This window comes from Bacillus cereus group sp. BcHK124, from assembly GCF_027712065.1.
GTDB classification, from domain to species: domain Bacteria; phylum Bacillota; class Bacilli; order Bacillales; family Bacillaceae_G; genus Bacillus_A; species Bacillus_A pacificus.
In genome coordinates this window covers 1-14,106 of record NZ_JAQFPJ010000012.1, presented here as the reverse complement: position 1 = coordinate 14,106, position 14,106 = coordinate 1, and the positions used below count along the sequence as shown (strand labels likewise).

Here is a 14,106-nt window from a genome sequence, read left to right as displayed (position 1 = left end):
AACTAGGTTACAAATATATATGTCTAGATTTCCTGCTGTATGCCGAGCTTAAAAACAAAAATTTCTCGGTTTTCACGCTATTCCATCTATCCGTATTCTCCTAGTAAAGAGGGCTCTAACTCGCTATAATAATTCAGTATGATTTTTTATAATTGATAGGAGGATATATTTATGAAGGCATATCGCTTTCCACTTATTTTATTATCTTCTATCCTAATTGGTGGTTTCATTGGTTATTTCATGGGTGCCGATGCAGTTGCTTTAAAGCCGCTTGGTGACATTTTCTTAAACTTAATGTTTACGATTGTTGTACCTCTAGTGTTCTTTAGCATCGCGTCATCTATTGCTAATATGGATGGATTAAAACGTTTCGGTAAAATTATGTCTAGTATGGCTGGGACTTTCTTATTTACAAGTATTTTAGCTGCTATTTTTATGATTATTGTCGTGAAAGTATTCCCGCCAGCACAAGGTGTTGTATTAGAACTAACACAACCTGACAAAGCTGAAAAAGCAGTTAGTGTTGCAGATCAAATCGTCGGTATTCTAACAGTATCTGACTTCTCGAAGTTACTATCTCGTGAAAATATGTTAGCTCTTATTTTCTTCTCTATCTTAATGGGAGTTGCAACTTCAGCAGTTGGTGAAAAAGGAAAACCATTCGCTACATTCTTACAAGCTGGTGCAGAAATTTCAATGAAAGTCGTATCTTTCATTATGTACTACGCTCCAATCGGACTTGCTGCTTACTTCGCAGCATTAGTTGGTGAATTCGGACCACAGCTTCTTGGAACTTACTTCCGAGCAGCAATGGTATACTATCCAGCGTCTCTTATTTACTTCTTTGTATTCTTTACGTTCTATGCATACCTTGCAGGTCGCAAGCAAGGTGTACAAGTATTTTGGAAGAACATGGTCTCTCCTACTGTTACATCTCTTGCAACTTGTAGTAGTGCCGCAAGTATTCCAGCGAACTTAGAAGCAACGAAGAAAATGGGTATCTCTTCTGACGTTCGTGAAACAGTTGTCCTTCTTGGATCTACACTTCATAAAGACGGCTCTGTTTTAGGCGGCGTATTAAAAATTGCTTTCTTATTCGGTATTTTCAACATGGAATTCGAAGGACCAAAAACATTAGCAATCGCACTTGTTGTTTCTTTATTAGTAGGAACAGTAATGGGCGCTATTCCAGGCGGCGGTATGATTGGTGAAATGTTAATCGTTTCTCTATACGGCTTCCCGCCAGAAGCATTGCCAATTATCGCAGCGATTAGTACAATCATCGATCCTCCTGCAACGATGTTAAACGTAACAGCAGATAATGCTTGTGCCGTAATGACAGCTCGCCTTGTAGAAGGTAAGAATTGGATCAAAAACAAATTTGCTTAATAAATAGAAAGAGGATGCTCGTTTTGAGCATCCTCTTTTTGTCGTTATTTGTTGATAAGTCGATATTCCTTGTCGAAACGTCGATATATTGAAAAAATCGTCGATATAATCTATTCCGCCACAAATTTGTTAAAACCTTCACAAATATTCCACACTCATTATCCTTTCTCCGTACTATAATCATGTATGGAAAAGGAGATGGACATAATGACTCAAAGCGCACCTGAATTTAAAGTTTTGCAAAGCATTGCATTCCTTGCGGTCGTTTTGCAAAGTTCCTTATTATATACAATGAATCAAGGAAATGTCTTACTTGAGCAATCTCTCATTATGGGCATGCTATTTAACCTTGCAAAATTTTCAGCACCTGCATTCATATTTATCGTCGGCTTCCACTTAATTCGTCACTATACAAAGCAATTAGTATACAAAGAATATATTTCTGAAAAAGCCGCACATTTACTCATTCCTTATTTCTTCTGGTCTGTTCTTTACTTATTAACAACAAACGATATGATTACACTACAAAGCGGAATAAAAAGTTTATTACTCGGAACAGCCGCACCTCATCTTTGGTACGTGATTATGATGTTTCAAATTCACCTACTGTTCCCTTTGCTGTGCACACTATTTTATTGGTTTCAAAAACGAACAGAAAATAAAAAAGACATATATAAATATATGACCATCTTTGCTTCTCTATATTTCCTCTTAATGTGGTATTCTTCGCACTACATTTTTAATGGAGAGAAATTGACTAGCTCAACCATTTTACATTATACAGATCGTTCCTTCTTCTTCTATTCGTTCTATTTCGTCATGGGAGGAATCGCTGCTGTCGCACTAAAAGCGTGGCGTACATTTGTCATAAAACATATTCCGCTTATTACAATCTTATTCTTTATCTTATTTTTATTCATCAATTATGAGTTATTTAGTTTTTACGGAGCAAACTCTATTCATTTAACCGTTTCGACTTATTTAAAACCGTCTATGTTTTTATATATCGTATGCGAAATTATCATACTTTACGTGCTATCTATTACAATCGTACAGCGACGTGGTTTCTTATATAAAGCTTTACGATTTATCGGGAATTACACGTATGGTGCTTATTTAGCTCACTTTTTCTTCTTGCAACTATGTACAAAGTTTCTTTCTTTATTCACACTGCAAGAAAACACAATATTATATAGCTTATTATTATTTACAATAACAGCCACAATCTCGATTTCAACAATGGTCATATGCAGTACACTACCATTTCATACATGGATTACAGGACCTTCTCCTACAACAAATATGAAATGGGCTAAGATTGCACTTCGGAAAAATCACGAAAAGGTATTCAAACCATATCTTTGATATAATAGAATTCCATAAAAGAAAAGAAAGTAGGACACACCTATGATTAATCAAATTGGACAAATTATGCTATATGTAAATAATCAAGATGAAGCAGTACAATTTTGGACTGAGACAGTAGGATTCCAAATTATTGCGGAAGAAAATAACGGACAAGGTTTTCGCTGGATTGAAATTGCGCCGTCAAAAGAAGCAGGCACAAGCATCGTCCTTCACGATAAAGAGTTAATTGCAAAAATGCAACCTGAATTAAACTTACATACACCTTCACTTATGTTCTTCTCTAACAACTTAGATCAACTGTATAAAGATCTTTCTGAGAAAAATGTTACTGTTGGACAAGTTGTAGATTTACCTACTGGCAGAGCTTTTAACTTCGCTGATAACGAAAACAATTACTTTGCGGTAATGGAACGCAAATAATAGGCCAAAAAATGGTTCTCCTTTCATACATATACATTGAAAGGAGAACCATTTTATATTTTCTCTATAGTTTTACGCTTCTTTCTTCTATATAAAGCAATTAGAAATGCACCTACAATGATAGCACCTGCTCCTATCATTCGTTTATCTACTCCAACAACTTCCTTAATCTTTTCTTTTTCCTTTTCGTCATATGGAACACGGTGTCCTCGAACGAGTAACCTATGCGTGTTTACACCATATGGCGTACATGTAATTAGTGTCACATAATCCTGACTTTCAGCTACTGTTAAATCATCCGTTTCTTCTGGGAGCACTACTTTAATTTGATCTACTTTATATGCTAATACTTTATCTAAAGAATGAATATAAAAAACATCCGCCTCTTTTAATTTATCCAAATCTGTAAATAATACAGCAGATGGCAACCCCCTATGTCCAGTCAAAATAGAATGTGTTCCTTCTCCGCCAACTGGCAAAGAGGAATTCTCTATATGACCTACCCCTCTACTTAAAACATCCTCAGACGTTCCATGATATATAGGAAGCTTCACATTAATTTTAGGAATTTCTACATAGCCCATTACTTCTCCTACATTCAACATATCTACGTAAGAACTGGAATTTCCACTCTTATCGGAACGAAATGGATCTGTAACGGTCTGTCTCTCCTGTTGTAGTTTCTCATTGTACTCTTTCGCTTCTTTTTCTTTACGTTTAATCTCTTCCCTTTGCAGCTCTTTCACCTTTTTGTCATATGTACTTACTTCAGAATAATGCGCTCTTGTCGCTAACCAATTACTCACCGTCGGGTATAAAAAAATACTAAGTCCTACTAAAAAGATGCATCCAAAAATAATATTACGTTTCATAATATACCCCTTTATTATGCATATGTAGTTCCATTTATCCCGCTATTTACCGGGCAGTAAATAACGAAAAGAGGAAGATGTTCTTTCTCCCTCTTTTCTCCCTATACTCGTACGCTTATTAAGCTTTTCTTCTTAAGAACATAAACGCTGCGCCCATTAATACAAGGCCAACTACTGTGAAGAGGATTGTCCCAATTCCACCTGTTGCAGGAAGGATCCAGCCACTCTTATTATTTTCTACAGTTAATTTCACCGTTTGGTTATCCTTATCAATCTTAACTTTAATTGGCTCTCTTAATTTTTGATAAGATTTCACTTCACCTTTATCAGTATACTTCGGTGCTTCAATTTCAACGATTTCGTATTCACCGTAAGGGATGTTGTCCCAATTAATAATCCCATCTTTATCAGATACGCCGACAACGTCAACACCTTTTACTTTTACAACTTTACCATCTTTTCGTAATTCAAATTTCGCACCTTCTAAAGCATCTTTAGTTGCACCGTCAATTTTTTTCAATGAAATTTTGCCATCAGTTACGATAACTTTTACAGGAGGTGTTGTTGTTTCATCGTCTGGTGGTGTTACTTTATCACCAGTTTCATAATCGATTTTTGCTATATTTTCTATTACTGTTCCACCGTTAATATCTCCATTTACTTTCGCCTTGATTTGCAAATGTAGTTCTTTTTTATCTTTTAACGCTGCAAAATTCTCTACAGTCACTGTCACTAATTGACCTGCAGCAGTCTTTTCACCTAACGTTACTTTTACAACATCAGAAGATACTTTTTCACCATCAATTGTAACAACTGGTGTACCGATAATTGTTAATCTTGGATCCACGTTATCTGTTATTACGTATTTCTTGTACAGATGAATATCACCTGGTAGTTTCGTTTTAATGTCGTATGTGAATTCTTCATCTACGTTAATTGGTAAACCATTTAAATTACCGTTAATCTTCTTATCAATTGTCGGTTTTTTATAGTTTATAATTTTATCTAGTTTTACAATTTCCCCATAGCCTGCTTGACCGTCTTTAGGGAATGCACCTGATTTTTCAACTTTAAATTCATATTTTTTAGGATCTAAAACATACCCTTCTAGTGCTTTTGACTCTTTGAAATAATATTCTCCATACAATAAACCGTCAACGCGGATTTTACCATCCTTATCTGTCTTTAGATCCTTTAATTCTTTTCCTGCTTTATCTACTACTACTTTATCAGTCCCTTTATGATATAGTGTGAACTCTACATCTTTTAATGGTTTTCCTGCATCGTCTACTTTCGTTAATTCTACTGCTCCACGCTTGATTTCATTTTTTGGATAAATATGAACGTCGTAGTTTAATTTTTTACCTTCTTTATCAGTCATTGGGATATCAATTGTATATGGCTCTGTATTTATATTTACGTTATCTGGACCGCTAACTTCTTTCACTAAGTAACGACCGATTGGAAGGTCCTTAAAAGTTACTGTACCATCTTCACCTGTTACGTCGCTAATAGGTGTTGCATTGTCAACTTTCTCAACAGCTTCTTTTACAATTTCTCCATTTCTTTCAATCACTTTAAAAGTTGCAACTTTTACAACTTCATACTTTACTCCTTTTATCGGTGTTGCCCCTTCAGGAACTTTCTGACCAGGTTCACCAGTTCCTGCTTCACCTTGTTGTCCATCTTTTTCATGCGCATATTTATGAATTGTTAAAGACCCTTTTGTCGGAACCTCATTTGCAGCAAATGCACTTGGCAGCGTTGAAAGCATTAATATAAATGCTAAAACCATACTAAATACCTTTTTCATACTCGTATTGCCCCCTTTATATTTTATAAATTACTGTCCCCTTTTCGGAAATAGAGAAATAGCGTTAACACAATGAGTAATGTGCTAAATAAGTAAATGAGATTTGTTCCAAACCCTCCTGTATTCGGAATGACCCATTCACTCTTGTTGTTCTCTACTTTCAACTTTTGCAAAGGTGATGTAAGTTCTACATGAATTGATTCCTTCAAGATCATGTAACCTGTCGGTGCTTTTATTTCTTTAATTTCATATTTACCGAATACTAGCGGTTCAGAAATTGCTTTTCCACTTTCATCGGTTACTAATTTTCCGACTACATTTCCATCTTTATCGATAATTTGAAACTCTGCATTTTTCAGTTTCAACGTATGATCCTTTGCATCTACTTTTTCAATTTCAATTTTCCCTGACGGAGGAGGTTCCACTGCTATTTCTACTGATGGTTTTTGTGGAGAAATATTATCTCCTTTTACCGTACCTACGTTCAGTATTTTTTTATCTTCATAACCATCTTTTATCTTCACTTGAAATACGATTGTATGCCATTCGGTATCTTGAATGTCTCCAAGTTTCCCTATTACTTTTCCAGCCTTATAATGACCACTGTCAGTATCTTCGGCATCCGTTACTATATTGCCATCCACCCGAATTGATCCTGGTACATATTCCACACCTTCTGGCAATTGGTCTTCTACTAAAGAATTTCTTATGATGCTATCTTTGACTGTATTACGAACCTTAATCGTATATTCAATCGTATCTTTTACTTCATACTTCTTACCTTGTGGTAAGTTCTTTACTTCTTTCACTGATTCCACTTTCGGATTCTTATAATCTACTTTTACTAGTTTTTCAGGTTCCTGCGGTGTAATGTTCTCTCCTGTTACCTTCGCTTTATTTACTATTTCTTTCCCTGCTTGATTCGTTTTCACTTTCACATGGAACACTACTGTATGCCACTCTGTATCTCGAATATCTCCAAACTTCCCGGTTATTTTTCCAGTCTTATAATGGCCACTATCCCCATCTTCAGCATCTGTGACAACCTTCCCATCTATTCGAATCGTCCCTGGCACATATTCCACACCTTCTGGTAATGGATCCTCAATAATAGCATTGTTTATCACACTACTCGCTACGTTATTACGCATTTTCACTGTATATTCAATCGTATCTCCGACTTCATATATGCTCTTACCTTGCTGTAAGTTCTTTGCTTCTTTTACCGTTTCTAGCTTTGGATCTTTCGGTTCTATTACAATAGATTTCTCTGGTTCTTGCGGTGTAATATTCTCACCTGTTATTTTTCCTATGTTACGAATCGTCTTATCTAACTGATCCGATTTTACTTTCGCTTGGAAGGTGACCGTATGCCATCCTGTATCTGTAATATCACCTAAATTCCCAATCACTTTACCTATCGTAAAGTGGCCGCTATCTTGATCTACAGCGTCCGTTACCGCTTTTCCATCTACTTTAATGGTCCCTGGTACATAATCTACCCCGTTTGGTAATGAATCTTCTATTACAACCTTTTTCGCAATGCTATTCTCAATTTTGTTACGCATTTTAACTGTGTATTCAATTGTATCTCCGACCTCGTACCTACTCTTACCTTGTACATTTTTCACTTCTTTAACCGACTCTATTTCAGGGTTTCTTGCAATAACCTCGTTTACAACTTCATTGGAATTTGTATATTCCTTTGAGCCCTTCAACAAGTTGCCATAATCTATTCTTGCCTTATTCGTAACTTGCTTTCCAATATAACTTGGTAAAGCCCTTACTTTAAATTGAACTGTAATTCCATTTGGATCCTCTTCTGTATTTTGTACATCGCCTAATTTAACAGTGACTTTTTTGTCTTTATAAAAGCCTGCATCATTATCTTCTGCATCTGTTATAGCTTTTTCGGTTCCATCAGCTTTTAGTTTTATGGAGCCCGGTACATATTCTGTTCCATCTGGAATCATGTCAGTGAACATTGCTTCACCAGCAACATCTCCGCCGTGGTTTTTAACGTTCACTGTATACGTCAACTCATCTCCCGCATACACTTTTCCTTCTGGACTTACAGCTTTTGTTGCCGTAACACAAGGTTCTGTTCCTAGGAAAATATCATCTAGGAAATTTCCTACTGATAGGACATTTCCGTATGTTTTGACAGCCTCAAAACCAAATCGAGTTAACGTTTGACCTGCTGGAACTGTATAAGTCCCGCTATAGCGACCCCACGCTTTATTATCATCTTCCATCGTTTGAATAGTAGGTAAGGAAGTAATATTCGCACTTGCTGATCCGATACGAACTCGCATCGTATCTTTCCCATCTCTTCCCCTATGAGCTAATCTCCAATAAATCGTTTGCCCTGGAGTCGTTTTCACATCTTGATATAACATTCCAGGTTCCCTTGCATTTAGTTCGGCAAATTGCTCTCCTTCTGCTGGAAGTGGTGAAGGCAATGGTATTCTATCTCTCGTTCTCCAAATTTCGATTACTTTATAGCGATCTGTCGTTCTCCAGCCCTCTACATTATCTTGATCAATAAAGAAGTCTTTCGTTATCCTTGGCTTTTCAAATCCACCATTTTTAAGTACAACTCTATTTTGCTTAGCACATGTATTATCTACCAAACTTGCTGGTCTCATATCTTTTATCCAAGAAAATGTTCCAAGTTTCTCCTCTTGAACCTCTGCAGGAATATTTTTTGCTACATTTTTTCCATACGGCGGACCTGGGTCAAAATCTTTCACAGTTTCCGGATTCGGTAGCTCTATTGCAGAATCTATCTTCGTATCTTTCGATTGTTCTGCTGTAGAATCTACCACCTTATCTTTCGGTTGTTCTACCGTAGAATCTACTCCTTTATCTTTCGGTATAGATTCTATCTCTGCGTGCATCGTTATGTTGCCAATTAAACTGATAGGTATATCCGCGAACACTAATAAAAGCATTAACAATACTAAAAAGGGTTTTTGTCTTCTTAGCTTCTTTTTTCGCCTCCATATGTTCATATACGATATCCCACTCCTCCCCAGACTTCTTGACTTGTTACTACGCCATGTGCATTGTACTTTCCATTTCAAAAAGGAAAATTAATTTACATCATTAAGAGTGAGAATTGGTAGCTTGCAAAGGAACGGTTCATCATTATACGTATAAGAAAATTTACTGAATGAGCATTCAGTAAAAAGTTCAAACAATCTAACATATAAACTATGTACGCCTTCTCTTCCTACCTTAAAAACATTTGAATACCTTTCCTTCCATGTAAAACAATGCCAATATTTAATTTGTACGTTCATTATATTTATTTCCAAAAAACATTTCCATAATATTCTAACAATTGGCATACTCCAATTTTAGAATATTCAAACTTTTACAAATGCAAATATACAATAAAATGTATAATAAAAATAAGCTATCCGAAAAAATCGGATAGCTTATTTCATTTTAAGAAACTTGTTCTACATTCGTTTCTCTATGCTGTATATGGCTCGTGATCCAAGCAATTCCGCCAGCAACAACGAGATAGCATAACAATATTAAAATTTGCATTTGTAATTGCGACCAATCTCCTAAAGAAATCACATCTTGCAATCCTCTAAGAGAATGGGACATTGGGAGAAATTGTCCAATCTTGCTAAGAACAGCTATATTTAATTCTCCTGGGAAAGTCCCACCGCTCGTCGCTAATTGCAAGACGAGAAGCGTTACCGCTAAAAACTTTCCAACAAGACCAAACACCGTTACTAACATAAGAATAAACGTCATGAACGTAAAGGAAATAACGATACTTGATAAAACAAAGAGTGGCACACTTGCAACTTCTAACTTCATAACTCCTAGCACAACTACATCCACAAGTAATGCTTGAATAAGTCCAATTACATATACCAATCCTAATTTATTAATAAAATGTACCGTTCCGCTTACTTTCATATTTTGTCTACGGCCAAGCGGTAAAATATTTGATGCCATAATTCCGCCAACATAAAATGCAAGCGATAAGAAATATGGTGCAATACCTGAACCGTAATTAGGCACGTCAGAAACTGTTGACTTCACTAATTGAACCGGCTCTGAGAACATCGTATTGCGTGCATCATCATTGCGAACATCCGCTATCTTCTCTGCGCCCTCTCCTAATTTCGTAGAAAGTTCTTTCGCACCATCATCAAGTTTAACAAGTCCGTTCGTTAACTGATCAGCACCATGATTCAGCTCTGTTCCGCCACTCGCAAGTTGATTTACACCTTCTTGTAATGATGTAAATCCAGCTCCCCATTTCGTAAATCCACTAGCTAAATTTGTAGCACCATCTGCTATCTTTTTCGTTCCAGCAGTAGCTTCATTTAACTTAACTCCGAATGTATTCATACCTTCTTCAACCTTATGCTGACCATCTGCAAGCTTCTGAGCACCTTGTGTCAATTGTTGCTGGCTATTACTTAAAGTGTTTGTTGCTTGAGCTAATCCATTAGAAGTAGCAACAATCTTTTGAAAAGCAGGATCTTGCTGCACTTCTGGATGACTTTTCACGTACTCTTCTAATTGTTGTTTTACACTATTTGCTGCATTCTCCGCTTTCACTTGCCCTTCAGCAAGTTTCTCACTTCCGTTCACCCATTCATTTGTACCAGCACTTAATTCACTAACCCCTGATTGTAAGGTTTTTTCACCTTGCGTCAATAACTCCATACCGCTATGAAGTGAGGTTGCTCCTTGACTTAGCTCATTTGCTCCGTCAGTTAAGGCAGATTGGCTAGAAGCAAGTTTGTCACTTCCCTCTTTCACTTTTGATGTCCCGTCACTTAAACGATGAATACCATCTGCGAGCTGATTTGCCCCATCTTTCGCATCTGTCGTTCCTTCATGTAACTTCCCAGCACCATTACTTGCATCATTCAACCCTTGTGCTAAGTCTTGAAACTTTGAAAAGACACCTTCTGTATAAGATTTCGTAATACTATTTGAAATTTTTGTTTTCATATTTTCAACAGCTGTCGTTCCAATTTGCGCTGCTACAAAGTTTTTACCCGGATTTACTTTGTACTGCAATTGTGCTGGTTCTGGTTTCTCATCCATAAGTGTACTTACCTTTTTAGAGAAATCGGCCGGAATCGTAACAACCATATAGTACTTATCTTCTTTTAGCCCTTCATCAGCATTTTTTTCTGATACGAAATGAAAAGCCAGTTCCTTATTCTCTTTTAAATTTTTTACAAAATCGTCTCCTGCATGAATTGTTTTCTCATCCATTGCAGCACCCTTATCTAAATTTACAATCGCAACAGGTAATTTATCTAATCGTCCGTACGGATCCCAATATCCAGCTAAAAAGAACCCTGAATAAATTAAAGGAACGATTAATAAAAAAATTAAAGCGATACGTCCATGTTTATGGTGCCACATCGCTTTCCAATCTTTAAATATAAGTTGAATTCCCTTCATGAAACATACTCCTTCTCCTAATTTAACACCATTAGAATGGTTTAACAGATTTACTATACACGTCCATTTTCATACTGTATAATACATCTTTAATTATCAATCCATTCCTTTTGGTCTATAGAAAGGAGAGTCAAAATGGAACTTCTTCAACTAAAATACTTTCAAACAGTTGCACGATTAGAACATATGACAAAAGCCGCTGAAGAATTGCATATCGCACAGCCTTCGCTCAGCAAAACAATTGCTAGACTAGAAAAAGACTTAGGCGTCCCGTTATTTGATCGCCAAGGTCGACAAATTACATTAAACTCTTTCGGGAAAGTATTCTTAAAACGAGTAGAGCGCATTTTTCATGAATTAAGTGAAGGCGAACGAGAAATTAAAGATTTAGCTGACTTACAACAAAGCTCTATTACGCTGGCCGTTTCTATTCCAAGAATATTACCAGAACTACTCGGTTCTTTTTTACTAGAACATCCTAATGTTCGATTCCAACAGTTTCTCGCATCTACTCCTTCTATGAAACGACAACTAGATAATATAGAAATTGACTTTTGCATTTCTTCTGTGCCAATTGAAGGCGAGGAGATTATTTGGGAACCACTTATTACAGAAGAAATTTTCTTAGTCGTCCCTTCAGGCCACCGTTTATCAGAACGTGAAAGTGTATATCTACATGAAGTAAAGGACGAACCGTTTATTAGTATGAATACTGGTTATGGATTTCGGCACTTAACAGATGAATTTTGTAAGGAAGCTGGCTTCACTCCACATATCGCTTTTGAAGTAGATGAACCAACTGTGATTAGCGACCTTATTAAGCAAGGCCTCGGCATCGCCTTTGTCCCAAGTTTAACTTTATTAAAAAACTCTACTTTAGCATTAAATAAGTTACGTATTATTGAACCCGTTTGTAAGCGAACGATTGGCTTAAGCTGGTCAAAAAAACGTTACTTATCGAAAACCGCTCAGCAATTCCGTGAATTCGTGATTCATTACTTCTCCAATATTAGGACGTAAAATGATATCCAAAAATAAAAGGTGCCATCCCCATAGGGTGGCACCTTTTATTTTTCACTCTTCTCTAATTCTATTTCAGCTAAAAGCGGCAAAACATTATCAAAAATATGCGTATTGTTATTTTCGCCTGTTACGTATCCACCGTAATATCTACTAAATACATTGTCATTTCGAAATGTGGCCATATGATCATATAATTCCTTTGCAAACTTTGTATCACCTGTTTGTAGTACGTACAAAATCGTTAATCCGTAAGCGGCTGGAGATTCATAATTCACAGTTTGCTTTCCCGTTTCTAAATTGTAACGACCGTATAGCTTTCCATCCTCCTGGAATTTCTTCTTTATAAATTCCAAATATGCATCTGATGAAAGCCCGCCTAAACTACGATGATATGCAACGTATGATTGGTCAATAAGATTCACTTCTTTGTCGTACGTAAATGTACCATCTGCTTTATACTCTTTCGGGAATGCCCATCCACGCCTTGGATAATCTGCTAAAAATTGAACGACTTTCTGATATTGCTCAGCAGAAACTTTGCCATACTTTTTCATATAGGAGAATGCGCGCGGATTTATATATGACGTTGTTGCAAAATCATTTTGTTTCCTTGCATCTGCATCATAATAATCAACATAATAATTACCTTTCTTATTATAACGAATTACAGCATCACTCAATTGATCTGCCAAGTTTTTATAACGCTCTTCCTTGTACATTTCATAAGCGCGATATAACTGTTCTATAATACGAAGATCATCGATAAGTGCATTTGTAGCTGACTGCATTTCTCCCTTTTCAGAGATTTTCCATAAAACAATTTGGTTCTTATGTACAAAGTTATTTTGAATAACCTTAACTTGTTCATCAAATAACGCTTGATCGTCTTTATCCAATGTATATTGTAGCCATAGTCCTGCTGATTCCGATAAAGCTTCACGGCCTTTCGCTTCACCGGTACCTGCTTTTGTATCTTCTAAACGATATGTAGCAAGCGTTCCATTTTCATTCACCATATGTCTTAAAATAAAATGTTCCGTACGGTTTCCTTGCAGAGCTGACCAAAATACAATTCCACCTAAAGCGATTAAAAGAATAACTCCGATCACTATATATATACGTTTCCGCAAACTTTTCACCTGGTTTGAAATTCTTATAAAAATCTATAAATTGTTGGCGAACCAAGTCAAATGCCAACTACCGAAAAGGAATCTCACCTTTTTCCTGTCCGTAAGGGTTGTGACCTTTTCATCCACCTATTGTGAAAGAATGACGGCAGGTTCCTGTTAGGAACGATCTGTCCTTGCATACTACCATTCATCCAAGTCAGTAGTATGCAAGAGGTTATAAGAAATAAACCAGTACCCCCCTTCTCATTTAAATTTTAAATACGAATTGTTGATTGTTCATATAAACAATTTTGTGAAGAATGCTCCACAATTTCCAATTATGATATTCTTTCCACGTTTGAATTGTTTGTAACCATTTTTTATATACTTTTTGCGTATTCTTTTTACTTTCTTCCATGGAAGCAACAAGAATACGCAGTTTTGTTGTAATTTGGTTTTTTAATAATAATATAATTTCTTGTGGTAATTGTTCTTGCAATTCTAATCCACGTCTTGCGATCGTGAATGCGGCTGCTTCATGAACGCTAATACCGAAATTTTTACTATATTTTAATTTTCCGATCACACTTGTATAAGCGGGGTTTACTGTTTTAACAGAAAATCCGTTACGAAGAGCCATACGAATTAAACTGTTCAA

Annotated in this window: 9 protein-coding genes and 1 pseudogene; 4 read left to right on the top strand and 6 right to left on the bottom strand. The window is 36.2% G+C overall.

Annotated elements, in window-relative coordinates:
* Nucleotides 1-171 precede the first annotated feature (171 nt).
* From PDK19_RS17640 to PDK19_RS17630, 3 genes are all read left to right on the top strand, one after another.
* Nucleotides 172-1,389, top strand: coding sequence for a dicarboxylate/amino acid:cation symporter (locus PDK19_RS17640; RefSeq protein WP_000649373.1), 1,218 nt, complete (start codon nucleotides 172-174; stop codon nucleotides 1,387-1,389).
* A gap of 207 nt (nucleotides 1,390-1,596) precedes the next feature.
* The gene (locus PDK19_RS17635) at nucleotides 1,597-2,754 is read left to right on the top strand and encodes an acyltransferase (protein ID WP_000194309.1); all 1,158 of its coding nucleotides are present in this window, start codon (nucleotides 1,597-1,599) and stop codon (nucleotides 2,752-2,754) included.
* A gap of 42 nt (nucleotides 2,755-2,796) precedes the next feature.
* Nucleotides 2,797-3,177 carry a VOC family protein gene (locus tag PDK19_RS17630; RefSeq protein WP_000609844.1) on the top strand — a complete coding sequence of 127 codons (381 nt, stop codon included), beginning with the start codon at nucleotides 2,797-2,799 and terminating at the stop codon, nucleotides 3,175-3,177.
* Nucleotides 3,178-3,230: 53 nt separating this feature from the next.
* On the opposite strand, the gene PDK19_RS17625 is transcribed toward PDK19_RS17630, so the two are convergent.
* The 4 genes from PDK19_RS17625 to PDK19_RS17610 form a co-directional block, all read right to left on the bottom strand.
* Nucleotides 3,231-4,049, bottom strand: a complete 819-nt coding sequence (locus PDK19_RS17625; RefSeq protein ID WP_074614976.1) for a class C sortase — start codon at nucleotides 4,047-4,049, stop codon at nucleotides 3,231-3,233.
* A gap of 118 nt (nucleotides 4,050-4,167) precedes the next feature.
* Complete coding sequence (locus PDK19_RS17620) at nucleotides 4,168-5,862, bottom strand: SpaH/EbpB family LPXTG-anchored major pilin (protein WP_270707738.1); 1,695 nt, start codon at nucleotides 5,860-5,862, stop codon at nucleotides 4,168-4,170.
* Between the two features lie 23 nt (nucleotides 5,863-5,885).
* Nucleotides 5,886-8,876, bottom strand: coding sequence for an isopeptide-forming domain-containing fimbrial protein (locus PDK19_RS17615; protein WP_270707736.1), 2,991 nt, complete (start codon nucleotides 8,874-8,876; stop codon nucleotides 5,886-5,888).
* Nucleotides 8,877-9,315: 439 nt separating this feature from the next.
* The gene (locus PDK19_RS17610; RefSeq protein WP_074567485.1) at nucleotides 9,316-11,316 is read right to left on the bottom strand and encodes a YhgE/Pip domain-containing protein; all 2,001 of its coding nucleotides are present in this window, start codon (nucleotides 11,314-11,316) and stop codon (nucleotides 9,316-9,318) included.
* 135 nt (nucleotides 11,317-11,451) lie between these two features.
* Between PDK19_RS17610 and PDK19_RS17605 the strand changes: the two genes are divergently transcribed.
* Nucleotides 11,452-12,336 carry a LysR family transcriptional regulator gene (locus PDK19_RS17605; protein WP_000421918.1) on the top strand — a complete coding sequence of 295 codons (885 nt, stop codon included), beginning with the start codon at nucleotides 11,452-11,454 and terminating at the stop codon, nucleotides 12,334-12,336.
* Between the two features lie 47 nt (nucleotides 12,337-12,383).
* Here PDK19_RS17605 and PDK19_RS17600 read toward each other — a convergent pair whose 3' ends face one another.
* Both PDK19_RS17600 and PDK19_RS17595 read right to left on the bottom strand, forming a co-directional pair.
* Nucleotides 12,384-13,469 carry a hypothetical protein gene (locus tag PDK19_RS17600; RefSeq protein WP_001231579.1) on the bottom strand — a complete coding sequence of 362 codons (1,086 nt, stop codon included), beginning with the start codon at nucleotides 13,467-13,469 and terminating at the stop codon, nucleotides 12,384-12,386.
* A gap of 247 nt (nucleotides 13,470-13,716) precedes the next feature.
* Nucleotides 13,717-14,106, bottom strand: a pseudogene (locus PDK19_RS17595) (IS200/IS605 family accessory protein TnpB-related protein); the annotation flags it as partial.

What these genes read in the sequence shown, in the direction of transcription:
- PDK19_RS17640 (WP_000649373.1), top strand. Translation starts at nt 172, where the DNA reads ATGAAGGCATATCGCTTTCCACTTATTTTATTATCTTCTATCCTAATT.
- PDK19_RS17635 (WP_000194309.1), top strand. Translation starts at nt 1,597, where the DNA reads ATGACTCAAAGCGCACCTGAATTTAAAGTTTTGCAAAGCATTGCATTC.
- PDK19_RS17630 (WP_000609844.1), top strand. Translation starts at nt 2,797, where the DNA reads ATGATTAATCAAATTGGACAAATTATGCTATATGTAAATAATCAAGAT.
- PDK19_RS17625 (WP_074614976.1), bottom strand. Translation starts at nt 4,049, where the DNA reads ATGAAACGTAATATTATTTTTGGATGCATCTTTTTAGTAGGACTTAGT.
- PDK19_RS17620 (WP_270707738.1), bottom strand. Translation starts at nt 5,862, where the DNA reads ATGAAAAAGGTATTTAGTATGGTTTTAGCATTTATATTAATGCTTTCA.
- PDK19_RS17615 (WP_270707736.1), bottom strand. Translation starts at nt 8,876, where the DNA reads ATGAACATATGGAGGCGAAAAAAGAAGCTAAGAAGACAAAAACCCTTT.
- PDK19_RS17610 (WP_074567485.1), bottom strand. Translation starts at nt 11,316, where the DNA reads ATGAAGGGAATTCAACTTATATTTAAAGATTGGAAAGCGATGTGGCAC.
- PDK19_RS17605 (WP_000421918.1), top strand. Translation starts at nt 11,452, where the DNA reads ATGGAACTTCTTCAACTAAAATACTTTCAAACAGTTGCACGATTAGAA.